12 protein-coding genes are annotated in these 14,043 nt (G+C 65.5%); 7 read left to right on the forward strand and 5 right to left on the reverse strand.

Features of this window, described 5'->3' with window-relative positions:
• The first annotated feature begins 20 nt into the window (after window positions 1–20).
• The 3 genes from ACHFFR_RS04485 (at window position 21) to pgm (ending at window position 5,969) form a co-directional block, all read left to right on the forward strand.
• A complete protein-coding gene (locus tag ACHFFR_RS04485; protein ID WP_394263079.1) occupies window positions 21–2,744 on the forward strand; it encodes a YbhN family protein in 2,724 nt (907 codons plus the stop codon).
• Window positions 2,745–4,205, forward strand: coding sequence for a DUF2079 domain-containing protein (locus tag ACHFFR_RS04490; RefSeq protein ID WP_394263080.1), 1,461 nt, complete (start codon window positions 2,745–2,747; stop codon window positions 4,203–4,205).
• 81 nt (window positions 4,206–4,286) lie between these two features.
• Window positions 4,287–5,969 (forward strand): phosphoglucomutase (alpha-D-glucose-1,6-bisphosphate-dependent), encoded by a 1,683-nt coding sequence (gene pgm / locus ACHFFR_RS04495; protein WP_394263081.1) that lies wholly within the window; start codon window positions 4,287–4,289, stop codon window positions 5,967–5,969.
• Window positions 5,970–5,985: 16 nt separating this feature from the next.
• Here pgm and ACHFFR_RS04500 read toward each other — a convergent pair whose 3' ends face one another.
• The 4 genes from ACHFFR_RS04500 to ACHFFR_RS04515 are packed head-to-tail and all read right to left on the reverse strand — an operon-like array spanning window position 5,986 to window position 9,857.
• On the reverse strand, window positions 5,986–6,744 hold the full coding sequence (locus tag ACHFFR_RS04500) for an ABC transporter ATP-binding protein (RefSeq protein ID WP_394263082.1): 759 nt from the start codon (window positions 6,742–6,744) through the stop codon (window positions 5,986–5,988).
• On the reverse strand, window positions 6,741–7,772 hold the full coding sequence (locus ACHFFR_RS04505) for an iron chelate uptake ABC transporter family permease subunit (protein WP_394263083.1): 1,032 nt from the start codon (window positions 7,770–7,772) through the stop codon (window positions 6,741–6,743). Before ACHFFR_RS04505 ends, ACHFFR_RS04500 begins: the two co-directional genes overlap by 4 nt.
• On the reverse strand, window positions 7,769–8,887 hold the full coding sequence (locus tag ACHFFR_RS04510; protein ID WP_394263084.1) for an ABC transporter permease: 1,119 nt from the start codon (window positions 8,885–8,887) through the stop codon (window positions 7,769–7,771). The genes ACHFFR_RS04505 and ACHFFR_RS04510 overlap by 4 nt, the downstream gene beginning before the upstream one ends.
• Window positions 8,874–9,857 (reverse strand): siderophore ABC transporter substrate-binding protein, encoded by a 984-nt coding sequence (locus ACHFFR_RS04515; protein ID WP_394263085.1) that lies wholly within the window; start codon window positions 9,855–9,857, stop codon window positions 8,874–8,876. Before ACHFFR_RS04515 ends, ACHFFR_RS04510 begins: the two co-directional genes overlap by 14 nt.
• Window positions 9,858–10,205: 348 nt before the next feature.
• On the opposite strand from ACHFFR_RS04515, the gene gndA reads away from it, so the two are divergent.
• The 4 genes from gndA (at window position 10,206) to ACHFFR_RS04535 (ending at window position 13,750) form a co-directional block, all read left to right on the forward strand.
• Complete coding sequence (gene gndA, locus ACHFFR_RS04520) at window positions 10,206–11,663, forward strand: NADP-dependent phosphogluconate dehydrogenase (protein WP_394263086.1); 1,458 nt, start codon at window positions 10,206–10,208, stop codon at window positions 11,661–11,663.
• A complete protein-coding gene (locus ACHFFR_RS04525; protein ID WP_394263087.1) occupies window positions 11,654–11,950 on the forward strand; it encodes a hypothetical protein in 297 nt (98 codons plus the stop codon). Before gndA ends, ACHFFR_RS04525 begins: the two co-directional genes overlap by 10 nt.
• A 79-nt stretch (window positions 11,951–12,029) precedes the next feature.
• Window positions 12,030–12,893, forward strand: a complete 864-nt coding sequence (locus tag ACHFFR_RS04530) for a metallophosphoesterase family protein (RefSeq protein ID WP_394263088.1) — start codon at window positions 12,030–12,032, stop codon at window positions 12,891–12,893.
• Window positions 12,854–13,750, forward strand: a complete 897-nt coding sequence (locus ACHFFR_RS04535) for a hypothetical protein (RefSeq protein WP_394263089.1) — start codon at window positions 12,854–12,856, stop codon at window positions 13,748–13,750. Before ACHFFR_RS04530 ends, ACHFFR_RS04535 begins: the two co-directional genes overlap by 40 nt.
• On the opposite strand, the gene ACHFFR_RS04540 is transcribed toward ACHFFR_RS04535, so the two are convergent.
• Window positions 13,743–14,043: TRAP transporter large permease subunit (locus ACHFFR_RS04540; RefSeq protein ID WP_394263090.1), on the reverse strand; the 301-nt coding region annotated here is incomplete at its 5' end. The genes ACHFFR_RS04535 and ACHFFR_RS04540 overlap by 8 nt on opposite strands.

Consider the following 14,043-nt stretch of genomic DNA (forward strand, 5'->3'; position numbering starts at 1 on the left):
TGTTTGGCTAGGATCAACCTGTGAGCACACTGCCAGAATCCGCGTCGTCGTCCGAGCCGGACGATCCGTCGCGGTCGTCTGCGGCCAAGCGCACGGCAGATTCGACGGCGGGCGCGCCCGTCCACCAGCCAAAGCGCGACGTGCTCCTCATCGACTCCCCGCAAAGCTGGGCCCGCAATCCCGCCGATCTCTTCGGCGCGGTGCTGGCAATTATCGGCGCTGTTCTCGTGGGCCTCGTGGCCGTCTACGGCCGCACCACCACGTTCGCGGTGGCGGCGGACGTCCGCCGGGCCACGGGCGGCGTGCTCGAAACAGTCCTCTCCCTGCCGATTAACGCCCTCGAGGGCCTGCTCTCGTTCTTCCTTCCGCTCGCCTTGCTCGCCGAGATCGTGGTTCGGCGCCGCTGGCGCACGCTCATCACGGCGGGCATCGCCGCGGGCGTATCGGTTCTCTTGACGAACGCAGCGCTGTGGGCGGGCGATCGCTGGTGGCCGACCTCCCCGCTCGTCGACCAGCTCTCCGACGCGGTGTATCAGCAATCCCACATCGCGCTCGTCCCATACGTTGCCGTCGTCTCGGCGCTCCTCGCCGTCTCCGGATCGTCAAAGGGCTCGCGCGTCACGCGCACGGGCTGGTGGCTGCTCGCCGTCGTGCTCCTGCTGTCCGTCCTCCAAGGAAACCAGACGCTCACGGCCGCGTTGCTCACCGTGCTCCTGGGCGTCCTTGCCGGCCTGCTCACCCGGTACATCATCGGCGGCGAGCCCGAGCGCACCACAGGCGCGCACCTCATCTCCATGATTCGCCGAGCGGGCATCGACGTCGTGACCGCCGTGCGCATCGATGACCTCACCGCTGACGATCCGCTCTACGCCTACGACATCGTGACGTCCGCGCCGATCGGGCACACGAACATGGCCGGCCTCGAGCAGATTCGCCAGATCCTCGCCACGGCCCCGCCCGACGACGAGCAGGCCTCCGAAGCCGAGACCCTCATCCGCGAGCTCGAGTCTCTCACCAGCCCGGACGACCAGTGGGAGATCAACGGCCTCGACGCCGAAACGTTCCGCGAGGACACCCGCAGGCGCTACCCCAGCACGCGTTCCTCGCTGATCTCGCGCAATTACATTGCCACGGACACCCACGGCTGTGCCTACCACCTGAAGGTTCTCGACGCCGACCGCCAAATCATGTCCGTGCTCGATGACCTGTGGGCTCGCCTAACCCTGCGCACCACGATCCGCCAGACTCGCCGCACCACCGAGGCGGTGGCCGAACACATGGCCCTGCTCGCCATGCGCGCCGAGCAGATCGGCCTCGAGACCCCCGAATTCGTCTCGCTCGCACGCATGGAATCCTCGATCGTCCTCATCGAAAAGACGAATCAGGATCCACTCCTGTGCGACGTGCTCAGCGAGGACGTGTCCGACGACGATCTGGACACCCTTTGGGATCAGATCCGGCGCGCTCACCGCGCAGGCATGTCGCACGGGCACATGCACGCCAAGTACGTGAAGAAGTCCGACGGCGGCCTGCAGATCACCTCGTGGCACAACGGTTCGGTTCTGTCCACGGACTCGACGAGGCAGGTGGACCTCGCGCAGACCGTTGCCATGCTCGCCTCCATCGTTGGCGTGGATCGCGCGGTCGATTCGCTCAAGCGCGCACTGCCGGCGACGATCGTCGCCACCGTGGCGCCGTTCCTGCAGAACACGATTTTGCCCAAGCCCACCCGCGACGCGTTCTCGAAGAAGGAGCTCCAAGAGCTTCACGACGCCCTGTCCGAGGACATCCCCGAGGCGACCAACCTCCAAAGCGTTGAGTTCACCCGGTTCTCGGTCAAGACGATCGTCACGGTGATCATCGGCGTTGTCGCCATCGCGATCCTGCTCGGCTCTCTCAACTTCGAGGATTTGCGCGACGCCCTCACCGACGCGAACCCGTGGTGGATGCTCGCCGCGTTCCTCGTTGGCCTCGGCACGTACGTCGGCGCCGCCGTCGCGCTGCGCGCATACACGCAGGAGCGCGTCCCGTTCGGCGAAACGCTGCTCGTGCAGGTCGCCGCCTCGGTGGTCACGCTCGTCGCCCCGGCCGGCATCGGGCCGGCGGCGCTCAACCTACGCTTCCTCCAGAAGAAGGGTGTGGCGACGACGCCGGCCATCGCCACCGTCTCGATCACCCAGATCGCGCAGTTCCTCGTCACGGTAATCCTGCTCATCATCCTCTCGCTGTTCACCGGCGACCTCGGCAACCTCTCCTTGCCCTCCGGTTCGATTATGATCGCGATCGGCGTGATCGCCCTGATCGCGTTCGTCATCTTCGCCATCAAGCCCATCCGCCAGTGGCTCCTTGGCCGCATCCGCCCCACGCTTCAGCAGATCTGGCCGCGCCTCGTCTGGCTCGCCACGAACCCGGGGCGCATCCTCGCGGGCGCGGGTGGCGCGATCTTCCAGTCGATGGCCTTCGTGGCCACGTTCGGCATGAGCCTGCAGGCCTTCGGCTATGAGCTGCCGTTGATCACGCTGGCGATCACCTACCTGCTGTCGAACTCGGTGGGCTCGGTCGTGCCGTCCCCGGGCGGTATCGGACCGGTCGAGGCGGCCCTCACCGGCGGCCTCGTGATCGCCGGCATTCCGTCGTCGGTCGCGTTCTCCACCGCCGTGCTCTACCGCCTGTTCACCTTCTGGGGCCGCGTGCCACTTGGCTGGGTTGCGCTCCAGATCGCACAGAAACGCAATATCGTCTAGATGAATCACGACGCCGGCAGGTTTGCGCTCGTTCGTCAGATCCATTCGGATTGGCTCGGCTGGCTACTCGCCATCCTTGTTTTCGCCGGATACACCGCCTTTTCGGTGTGGCAATGGACCAACTTCGTGGCGCCCAGCTGGGATCTTGGGATCTTCACGCAGCTGCTCGAGCGCTACAGCACGGCCTCCGAGCCGATCGTGACGATCAAGGGCCCGGACTACAACCTGTGGGGCGACCACTTCCACCCCATCCTCGTTCTGCTCACGCCCCTATATTGGCTGTTCCCCTCGGGCCTAACCCTGATGATCGCCCAGAACGCGCTGTTCGCGATCTCGATCGTTCCGATCACGTGGCTCGCCCGCTCGCGCATGGGCCGAGCCGGATCGCTGATCGCCCTGTCCTACGCCCTGAGCTGGGGGCTGGCCAACGCCGTGGCGGTGCAGTTCCACGAGATCGCCTTCGCCGTGCCGCTACTGGCCTACGGGCTCGTGTTCTACATGTGCGGGCGCATGTGGCCCGCCATGGTGTTCGTGGGCGCGATCGTGTTCGTCAAGGAAGACCTTGGCCTGACGGTCGCCGCATTCGGCGTCGTCGCCGCGGTAACCGCGTGGCGCCGGCGCGAGTCGCCCATGCCCTGGCTCGGCCTCAACGCGTGGGGCATCATGTGGTTCATCCTGGCCGTCTTCGTCATCGTGCCCGCCTTTAACACGCAGGGTCAGTGGGACTACACGGACCGAGTCTCCGACGCCGGCCTGATCGACCAGCTCCTCGCGTTCGTCACGCCCGCCCAAAAGTGGATGACCGTTGGCCTGCTCATCCTGCTCGGCGGCGTCATCGCCCTGCGCTCGCCCCTCATCTTGATGATCGTGCCCACCCTCGCCTGGCGCTTCCTTGGCAACGTCGATTACTACTGGGGCTGGACCTGGCATTACTCCGCGGTGCTCATGCCCATCGTCACGGTGGCGGCGATTGACGGATACGAACGCTGGCGCGCGGCGCGCGAGCAAGCGGACGAGGCTGAGCATGCGGAGCAGACAAACCCGCCTAACCAAGCAGACCAGCCTGACCAGCGGTCCGGCCGAGGCCGGGCCGTCGCGCTCGCCGTGGGCGTGACGGCGCTTGCGTCGTCACTGTTCATGGTCGGAACCGGGCCGGTGCGGCACGTGTGGCACGACTATTACGTGTGGGATCCGGACGGCTCGCGGGCCGCGCTTGCACACCTGGAGGAATTGGGCGCAGACGAGCAGACCGTCGTCGCCGCGGATATCTCGCACCTGGCCTATCTGGTGCCGCACTACGAGACGTACTGGCAAGGCACGATGGACGGTGTGGTTCCGGACGCGTGGGTGGTTCAGCTTAACGACCAGGTGGAGGACAAGATCGCGTATGCGCACAACCGCTGGGGTGGCACGTGGACGGCTCATGTTCACGGGCACGTGGCTCTGCTGACGAACGATTAGACGCGCGAGCTAAGCGCGGCGGGCTGGTCACGGTTAGCGAAACTCGTAGATCCACGTCACAAAAAGTGAGAGCATACAGGCATGGACGAACGTGCTGGCAAACTTGCCCAAGAAGAAGATCTCATCAATGTCGATGCCCTGATTTCGGCGTACTACGATACGGAGCCGGACCCCGATAATCCGGCTCAGCAGGTCGTGTTCGGAACCTCCGGGCATCGCGGCTCCGCATTCGACGGCGCATTTAACGAGGCCCACATCGTTGCGACCACGCAGGCGATCGTGGAGTACCGAAGGTCGCAGGGAATCGACGGCCCGCTTTACATCGGCCGCGATACGCACGCCCTGTCGGAGCCCGCGGAGAAGACGGCGCTCGAGGTGCTCGCCGCGAACGACGTCGAGGTGCGGATTGACGCCCGGAATTCCTGGACGCCCACCCCGGCCGTTTCGCTTGCGATACTCACGGCGAACGGCGCGGACACGGCGGAAGGCGTGCGCACGCACGGTCCTGATCTCGCAGATGGCATCGTCATTACGCCGTCGCACAACCCGCCGCGCGACGGCGGCTTCAAGTACAACCCGCCGCACGGCGGCCCTGCCGATACGGACGCGACCGAGGTGATCGCGGCGCGCGCGAACGAGCTGCTGCGCGAGGGCTGGAAGAACGTCAAGCGCATACCCTACGAGCAGGCGCGGGTTGCGGACACGACGCGCGGGCACGACTACCTCTCGGCGTACGTGGACGACCTCTCCTCGATCCTCGATCTTGAGGCAATCCGCTCGGCCGGCATCCGCATCGGCGCGGATCCGATGGGCGGGGCCGCCGCAGAGTACTGGGGCGCGATCGGCGAACGCTACGGACTCGACCTGACCGTCGTCAATCCCGAGGTTGACCCCACGTGGCGCTTCATGACGCTCGATTGGGACGGCAAGATCCGCATGGACTGCTCCTCGCCATATGCGATGGCCTCGCTGCTCGAGCGCATGAAGCCGGGCGCGGATGGCGCGGCGCCGTTCGATATTGCCACGGGCAATGATGCCGACGCCGATCGTCACGGCATCGTAACGCGCGAGGTCGGACTCATGAACCCGAACCACTACCTCGCGGTTGCGATCAGCTACCTGTTTAACCACCGCCAGGACTGGATGCCGACTGTGGGTGTGGGCAAGACGCTCGTGTCGTCGTCGCTGATTGACCGCGTCGTTGAGGGCATGGGCAAGAAAATGGTTGAGGTCCCGGTGGGTTTCAAGTGGTTCGTGCCCGGCCTCATTACCGGCGAGATCGGTTTTGGCGGCGAGGAATCCGCGGGCGCGTCCTTCCTGCGCAAGAACGGAACGGTGTGGACGACGGATAAGGATGGCATCATCCTCGACCTGCTCGCGGCTGAGATCATGGCCGTCACAGGTAAGTCTCCGGCCGTCCTGCATCAGGAGCTGACCGAGACGTACGGCGAGTCCGCCTACGCCCGCATCGACGCCGCGGCAACCGCCGAGGAAAAGGCCAAGCTCAAGGTGCTCTCCCCCGAGGACGTCACCGCCACGGAGCTGGCCGGCGAGCCCATCAAGGAGCGGCTGGTCAATGCACCGGGCAACGACGCACCGATTGGTGGCCTCAAGGTCACCACGGACAACGCGTGGTTCGCGGCCCGCCCGTCGGGCACGGAGGACGTGTACAAGATCTACGCGGAATCCTTCCTCGGTGCCGAGCACCTCGAGCAGGTGCAGGCCGAAGCCAAGGATGTAGTGAACGGCGCGCTCGGCAAGTAAGCCGGCACTTATGCACCTAGGCGACGGGCATGGCGACCAACCGGCCGCCAATCCGCGCCACGTCCACATCGACGCCGAAGATCTCTTCGAGCTGATCCGAGCGCATGACGTCGACCGGATCGCCCTTCGCCGCGAGGTGCCCATCCTTGAGCGCGATCATCGTGTCCGCATACGCGGCCGCCGTGTTGACGTCGTGAATGACGATGACCACCGAGATGCCTCGGGTGTCGCACACCTTGCGCAGGTGACGCATCATGTCGCGTGCGTGGCGCATGTCGAGGGCCGATAGCGGCTCGTCGAGCAGGAGGTACTTCGTGTCCTGCGCGAGCGCCATCGCGATGAACGCCCGCTGGCGCTGGCCGCCCGAGAGCTCGTCCAGGAACCGATCCGCGTTATCGCGCATGTTCACGCAGTCCAGCGCGTCGGCCACGTGTGCGTAGTCCTCGCGCGTGCGCCGGCCCTTCGAGTGCGGGTGGCGCCCGAGCATGACGAGCTCGGCCACCGTCAACCGGATCGCCAGGTGATTCTCCTGGCGCAGGATCGCGATCGTGCGCGCGAGCTCGTCCGAGTCCCACGCGCCGAGCTCTCGCCCGTCCACAATGATCTCGCCGCCCAGGAGCGGGTGCAGACGCCCGATGCCGGAGAGCAACGTCGACTTTCCGGCGCCGTTCGGGCCGATCAGCGCCGTCACACCCGAGTCAGGGATAGTGAAGCTCACGTCGTGAACCACGGGATCGCCGTCGTAATTCATCGTCACGTTCGAAATCTCGATCATCGGCGCGTCCCCCGCAAAATCATCATCAGCAGCAACAGGCCGCCGACCAACTCCAAAATCACCGGCAGGATCGTCGCTTGATTGAGCACGTGCTCAAGCAGCGCCTGCCCTCCCACCAGCACCACGATTCCGATCCCGCCCGAGGCGAGCATGAGATCGCGCAACTGGTTCGACCCGCACGCATACACCGCGATGTTCACGATGAGCAGGCCAAAGAACATGAGCGGCCCCACGAGCGCGGTGGCACTGGCCACGAGGATCGTCGACGCCGTCAGCGCGAGTCGCACCTCCCTGCGGTAGCGCAGGCCCAGCCCGCGAGCCACGTCCGGCCCGAGCGTGAGGATGTCCCACTCCGGGCTGCGCTTCCAGATGTAGCCGAGCGCGATGACCGCCAGCACGGTGGCCACTCCGAGCGCTTCGGTGTTGATCACCGCGAACGACGCCGTCGAGGCATCGGCGACCGCCAGGTACTCGCCCGGGTCCATGACCGTCGAGAGCAGCGAGGTGAGCGAGCGGAAGAACGTGCCGACGACGATGCCCACCAGCACAAGCAGGTAGACGTTCGAGCGGCCGCGGCGCAGGACGGTGAGGAAGAGCGAGACGGCCACGAGGGTCATCAGCGCGGTGTTGATGAGGAACATGACCGAGTTCGGCACCTGGCCCACCGTGGCCGATCCGAAGAAGAAGATCGACGCCGTCGCCATTAGTTGGAACATCGAGTCGAAGCCCATGACGGACGGGCTGAGGATGCGGTTGCGTGTGACGGCCTGGAAGACGGCGGTGGCAACCGAGAGCGCCACGGCCACGACGACGAGCGCGATGAGGCGGCTGAGGCGCAGCGGGCCGATGATCGCCCACGCGCCCAGCGCGTCGTAGGTCAGGAAGAACACGCTCATCACGAGGGCCGCGATCCCGACGATCAACAGCCGCTTGCGGATGGCGGAGCGGCGCGAGTTGATCGCGCGATCGATGTCGGCCACGTCGGCCGTCGTCGCCTGCTTATTGAATTCGTCGAGGACTACGCTCACTTGACCCTCCTCAGCAAAATCGCGAGGAAGACGCCGGCACCGATGATCCCCATGACCACACCCACCGGCACTTCGGCGGGGGCGATGAGGGAGCGCCCGATGATGTCCGCGAGCAGCACGAATGCGGCGCCGATCAGTGCGACGAGCGGCAGGGATCGGCGGATGTAATCGCCCTGGATCATCGAGACGAGGTTGGGCACAACGAGCCCGAGGAACGGCAGCGGCCCGGCCACGACCGTGGTGATGCCGGTGACCACCGCGACGATCGTCAAGCCGATGGCCTGTACTGATTTGAAGTTGATGCCGAGGTTGCGGGCGAGGTCTTCGCCGAGGCCGGCCACGGTGAAGCGGTCGGCAAACACGTAGGCGAGCGTGGCGACGACGGCGACGATCCACAGCAGCTCGTAGCGGCCGCGGATGATGCCGGAGAAGTCGCCGGTCATCCACGCGTTGAGCGTGCCCTGCATGTCGAACTCCCACGCGAGGAATGTGGCGCCGGCGCCGATGACTCCCGAGAGGATGAGGCCGATGAGGGGCACGACGATGATGTCGCGGTGCGGCAGGGCGCGGATGAGCGCCGTGAGGAGGAATGTGCCCGCGAGCGCGAACACCACGGCGACGATCATCTTCAGCGGCAGGTTCAGGGTGGGGACGAAGATGGTGGCCACGAGGATGCCGAGGCCCGCGGATTCGGTGACGCCCGTCGTCGACGGTTCAACGAACCTGTTGCGGACGAGGAGCTGCATGACGAGGCCGGCCACCGCCATCGCTGCGCCGGAGAGCATGACGGCGAGCGTGCGCGGAAGGCGCGAGGCAAGGAAGATCTGCATGTCGTCGCCGGTGGCGCGGCCCAAAAGGATGTCCGTCATCGACATGGACGCCCCGCCGATCGCCATCGACACCGCCGCGAGGACGGCCACGACCGTGCCGCTCACCGTCAGCCACAGCAGGAAGTTGCCACGCCGGCCCGAGCGGGCACACGTGGGCGAATGCGTACACGTGGCCGGATTCAGGCACGGACGAGCCGGCTCAAGGTTCAGCGGCTTGAGCCGGTTCGAGCGCGTAGGCACGCCGACGCCGGCGAACCTACGACCAGTGGTGTTACTGGATCGCATCTGCAATTTCGTCCAGCATCGCCGGGAAGTTCGATGCGCCCGTCATGACGATGTACCACCGCTCAGGCGAGAGGTACACGACCTGGTCGTTCTGCCACGCGTTCGTGGCGTGGATCAGCTCGTTATCGAGCACCTGCGACGCCGTATTGCCGGCTTCCGCTTGACCCACGGCTGCGTCGCGGTCCACCACGAACAGCCAGTCCGGGTTGATCTCCTTCACGGTTTCAAAGGAGACCTTCTCTCCCTGATGGCCTTCGTCGGCCTCGTCTTTCTCGTAGGCCTCGGGGAATCCGAACACGTCGTAGATCGGCGCCCAACGGGATCCGGCGTCGTGAAGCGAAACCTCGCTCGCGTTAGACATGAGCACGAGCGCCGTGCCCTTGTCTGCGCCCAGGTCCTTGTAGTCAGCCATGAGGTCCTCGAGCCCAGACGCCAACTCGGCGGCTTCGTCGTCGTAACCGACGGCCTCACCCAGAAGCGTGAAGGTGGCGGGGACGCTCGCCGAGTAGTCCGCGTCCTCCCACGAGTGAGTGGTGTCGATTGTGGTGAATGCGCGCGAGAAGTCCTCGTAGAAGGTGGCCGAGCGCGCGCCGACGATCACGAGATCCGGATCGAGCTTGGCGATCGCCTCCATGTCCGGCTCCTTGAGCGTTCCCACGGGTTCGACGCTCGTGTAGTCGATGCCCTCGTCGTCAGCCAGCCAGGTGGGCACGGAGTCAGTGACGGTTCCGACCACGAGTTCGCCCGCACCGAGTGCGTCAATCGTGTCAAGCGCTGCCATGTCGAGAACCACGATGCGCTGGGGCGCGTCCTCGATCGTCGTCGTACCCGACGAATGGGTGACCGTACGGGGGAATCCCTCCGCGCTCTCGGCGGGGGCGGCGCCGGTGGCGTCGGACTCATCGGCTGCCGAGCAGCCCGTGATGAGGAGGAGGGCGCCGAGTGCGGCGGCCGCGTTCCTAAAGTGCATGTATGCTCCTGCTTGACGGGTCGGGGCGCGTGCTCCGACGTGTACGTTTAATTAACGCAAGTGTACGCTTGTGTAATTAGGTTAGGGTAGCCTAACCCCGATCTGCAAGGTCAAAGGTCACCAGTTACGCAAATTCGACAAAGTCTTGCGTAATTCGTCTGGCGGGTGTCTTTCTGGGGCGGCGCTGAGCGTTGGCATGGGCTGCGCTGAACTCTGGCGGGGCTGCGCTCTTTAGGTGCGCGTGGGCGGGCGCGGGTTTCGCGAGTCAGGTTTCGCCCGTCCCGGACGGGTCGGTGAACGCGGGCGGGATTGGGTAGATTAGCCACTAACAAACCTCAAGGAGCTCACATGACCTTCCCCGCACCAGAACACGCAATTGCAGACATCGGCGTCACCGGCATGGGCGTCATGGGATCGAATCTCGCGCGAAATCTCGCGCGCAACGGCTACAAAGTGGCCGTTCACAACCGCTCCCCCGAACGCACGCAGGCGATGGTGGACAAGTACGGCGAGGAGGGCGAGTTCTTCCCCTCGGACCCGATTGAGGACTTCGTCAATTCACTCGCCAAGCCGCGCGTGGCGATCATCATGGTGGTTGCGGGCGCGCCCACCGATGCGGTGATCGAGCAGCTTGCCTCCCACATGGAGGAGGGCGACATCATCGTGGACTGCGGCAACGCCCAGTACGAGGACACGCGCCGCCGCGAGGAGTCACTACGCGAGCGCGGGCTACACTTTGTTGGCGCCGGCGTCTCGGGCGGTGAAGAGGGCGCGTTGCTCGGGCCGTCGATCATGCCCGGTGGAACGGTTGAGTCCTACGACCGGCTCGGCCCCATGTTCGAAACGATCGCTGCCAAGAAGGACGGCGAGCCTTGCTGCACGCACGTCGGCCCCGATGGCGCCGGGCACTTCGTGAAGATGGTGCACAACGGCATCGAGTACGCGGACATGCAGCTCATAGCCGAAGCCTACGACCTCATGCGCCAGATTCTTGGCATGAGCGCCCCCGAGATCGGCGAGGTCTTTGCCGAATGGAACAAGGGCGATCTCGAGTCCTACCTCATTGAGATCACGGCGGAAGTTCTTCGCCATCAGGATCCGAAGACGGGCCAGCCGTTCGTCGACATCGTGCTCGACCAGGCCGCCCAGAAGGGCACCGGCGCGTGGACCGTTCAGACGGCCGCGGCTCTCGGCGTCCCCACAACCGGTATCGCCGAGGCGACCTTCGCACGCTCCCTGTCCGGTTCCGTCCCCCAGCGCGAGGCGGCGCAGGGCAGGTTGCCGGCGCACGACGTCGTCGTTGATATTCCTGACCCCTACGCCGTGATCGAGGACATCCGGCTGGCGCTCTACACCTCGAAGATGGTGGCGTACTCGCAGGGATTTGAGCTGATTCGCGCCGCGTCGGCGGAGTACGACTGGAACATCGATCTCGGCGCGATGGCGCGAATTTGGCGCGAGGGCTGCATCATCCGCGCCCGCTTCCTGGACCGCATCAGCGAGGCCTACGACCGCAACCCCGACCTCCCGCTCCTCATCGCCGACGAGTTCTTCGTGGGCGAGATCGACAAGGCTGTTGCCGCGTGGCGGCGCGTGATCGGCGCCGCCGTGAACGCCGGCATTCCGGTTCCCGCGTTCGCGAGCTCGCTCGCTTACTACGACGGCGTTCGCTCGCCTCGCCTGTCCGCGTCGCTGATTCAGGCGCAGCGCGACTTCTTCGGCGCGCACACATACCGCCGCGTCGATGCGGAGGGCTCGTACCACACGAACTGGTCCGGGGATCGCGACGAGGAGCAGTGGAACTAATGGGCAACGGCTTGAACAACAACGATCTTGAGCACGGGCCGGGCGAGGCTGGCTCGCCGAGGCCGGTTGATGGGGCTTCGGATGCCGGGCGTTCCGGGCAGGCTGGGGCTGCCGGGCGGGCGGACTACTCCCACCTGGGCGAACAGCGCGAGATCGGCCCGTCAGACCGCCGCGCTCTCACGAATCGCCTGCGCGCAAACGCGGGGCTCTTCGGCCTCATGGCTCTCGGCCTTCTGGCCATCATCGTGGGTGGCATCTTGCTCGCAAACGCTGTCAGCTCCTGGTAGCCCGGCCACCCTGCGCGGCCACCCCATGCCCGCCGCCCGCGGCCATCTTTGCGCAACCGGGGCAAGTTCTCCCCAAACGGTGCAGGAACTTCCTGCCCGGATTAGAGAGAACCTGCACCGAATGCGGGTGGCGGGGCTGCAGATGGGCGGCGTCACCTTCATTTCGCTCGACTCGACCAAGGGAACGCACCAGGATTCGCGCGACCCGTCCACGATCACCGACGCCGAGCGGATTACCGGTACCGACGAGAATCTGACCCCGGACCAGTACGGCACCGATACCCAGAACTCGTTCTCGCGCGAGCAGTACGAGCACTCCTTCCCCGAGTCCGTGGAGCAGGGCTGGTGGGGCCCGGACGCCGATCCGACCAAGCCCGATCAGCCGAACTTCATGCCGGGCTCCGAGCAGTACGCGTGGCTCGAAGCGCAGCTCGCGGACGCGCGCGATAAGGGCCAGGTCATCGTCATTCAGTACCACCACGTGGCCTACTCCAACGGCACGCACGGCACCACGATGGGGCACGTCGACCACCCGGATTCGCAGCCGGGCACCCCGATGCGCCACCTGCAACCGCTGTTCGAAAAGTATGACGTCGCCGTCGTGATTTCTGGTCACGACGAGACGTTCCAGGCGTCGTATGTGGACGAGGCCGGCGACGGCACGGGCGTGTGGCACTGGGACGTCGGCGTCGCTTCCGACGGCCTGCGCGGCGAGAAGATGGTGCGCGACGCCGTCACCGGCGAGTACGTGCCGCTCGGCTTCAACACCCATTCGGTGTGGATGTCCCAGCGCGACGAGCCCGAACTGTGGGCAACCAACGACGCCGGCGTGAAGCACCTGATCTCGGGCGGCAAGCACTATGGTCACCTTGACATTCAGGTCCTGCCCACCTCGGCCCGACGATGGTCACCGACGACGGCGTACGCCTCGGCTCCCTCATGACGATGACGCCGATGGCGATGTTCCCGATCCTGGACGACACCACCGTGATCGAGGTCCAGCGCCGCGCCATGATGTCCGGCCAGCAGATCGTCTACCTCGACGAGGGTGGCCGCCCGCTCAACGCAGCGATGCTCAAGGCCTTCGAGGCCGTCATCAGCGGAATGGTGTACGAGGACCTGAACGAGAACGCTGTTTACGACGACGGCGAGCACGAGCTCTCCGGCGTTCGGGTTCTGCTCTACCAGAGCGCCGATGGCTCGGACGTGCTCGTGGGCGAGACAGTCACGGCAAGTCCGTACCAGTTCGTCGTCACCGATCCGGGTTCATACTTCATCACAATTGACCCGACGACGATCCCGGGCTTCGGCGGCACCACGACTCCTCTTCGTCAAGAGGTTGGCGTGACCGAGAACGGTTCCGTCTCGACGGGACTCGACTTTGGCGTGCAGCTCGTGACGCAGGGCGGCCCGGCAACCGGTGACGCGCCTGCAACCGACGACGAGCCCCACGGCGACCAGCCAGCAGCTGGCCAGCGCGGGGACTCCGACGGCGCCGCGGGTGCCGGCGGTTCTGCGGATCGCTCGGGCGACGTCGTCGCGAGCGGCGATAGTCTTGCCTACACGGGCGCGGCGAATGCTGAGCTCATCAGCGGCTCTGATCATGCTTGCCCTCGGCGGCACGATCGTGGTTCGCCGCGAGCGACGCGCATAGCCACTCCCAAATGCCAGGACTTCCTGGCACGGGGACGTCCCGACATAGGTAATTTCCCGCACGGGGATCTCCTCGCACAAGAAAGGCGCGGTACCAATCAGTACCGCGCCTTTCGCGTTATCGCTTGCTATCTAGCCACTAGATGAGTCCAGCGACTTCGGGGAGCCAGAGCGAGACCGCGGGAACGAACACGACCACGAAAAGAGCCAGGATAATTCCCACGAGGAATTGCCAGAGCTTTGCAACAACCGGTTCGATTCTCAAGCCTGCGACCTTCGCGCCCACGAAGAGCACGTTCCCCACCGGCGGCGTGATCACGCCAACCGAGAGGTTCATGACGACCATCGCACCGAAGTGAACCGGGTGCACACCCAGCTCCGTCACAATCGGCAGGAAGATCGGCACGAAGATGAGGATTGCCGGGGTCGGATCCATGAAC

The sequence above is a fragment of the Trueperella sp. genome, from assembly GCF_043424875.1.
In the GTDB taxonomy this organism is placed as follows: Bacteria; Actinomycetota; Actinomycetes; order Actinomycetales; family Actinomycetaceae; genus Trueperella.

Excerpts from the sequence above, each read along its gene's own strand:
- ACHFFR_RS04490 (WP_394263080.1), top strand. The coding sequence starts at position 2,745 with ATGAATCACGACGCCGGCAGGTTTGCGCTCGTTCGTCAGATCCATTCG.
- pgm (WP_394263081.1), top strand. The coding sequence starts at position 4,287 with ATGGACGAACGTGCTGGCAAACTTGCCCAAGAAGAAGATCTCATCAAT.
- ACHFFR_RS04500 (WP_394263082.1), bottom strand. The coding sequence starts at position 6,744 with ATGATCGAGATTTCGAACGTGACGATGAATTACGACGGCGATCCCGTG.
- ACHFFR_RS04510 (WP_394263084.1), bottom strand. The coding sequence starts at position 8,887 with ATGCGATCCAGTAACACCACTGGTCGTAGGTTCGCCGGCGTCGGCGTG.
- ACHFFR_RS04515 (WP_394263085.1), bottom strand. The coding sequence starts at position 9,857 with ATGCACTTTAGGAACGCGGCCGCCGCACTCGGCGCCCTCCTCCTCATC.
- gndA (WP_394263086.1), top strand. The coding sequence starts at position 10,206 with ATGACCTTCCCCGCACCAGAACACGCAATTGCAGACATCGGCGTCACC.
- ACHFFR_RS04535 (WP_394263089.1), top strand. The coding sequence starts at position 12,854 with ATGGTCACCGACGACGGCGTACGCCTCGGCTCCCTCATGACGATGACG.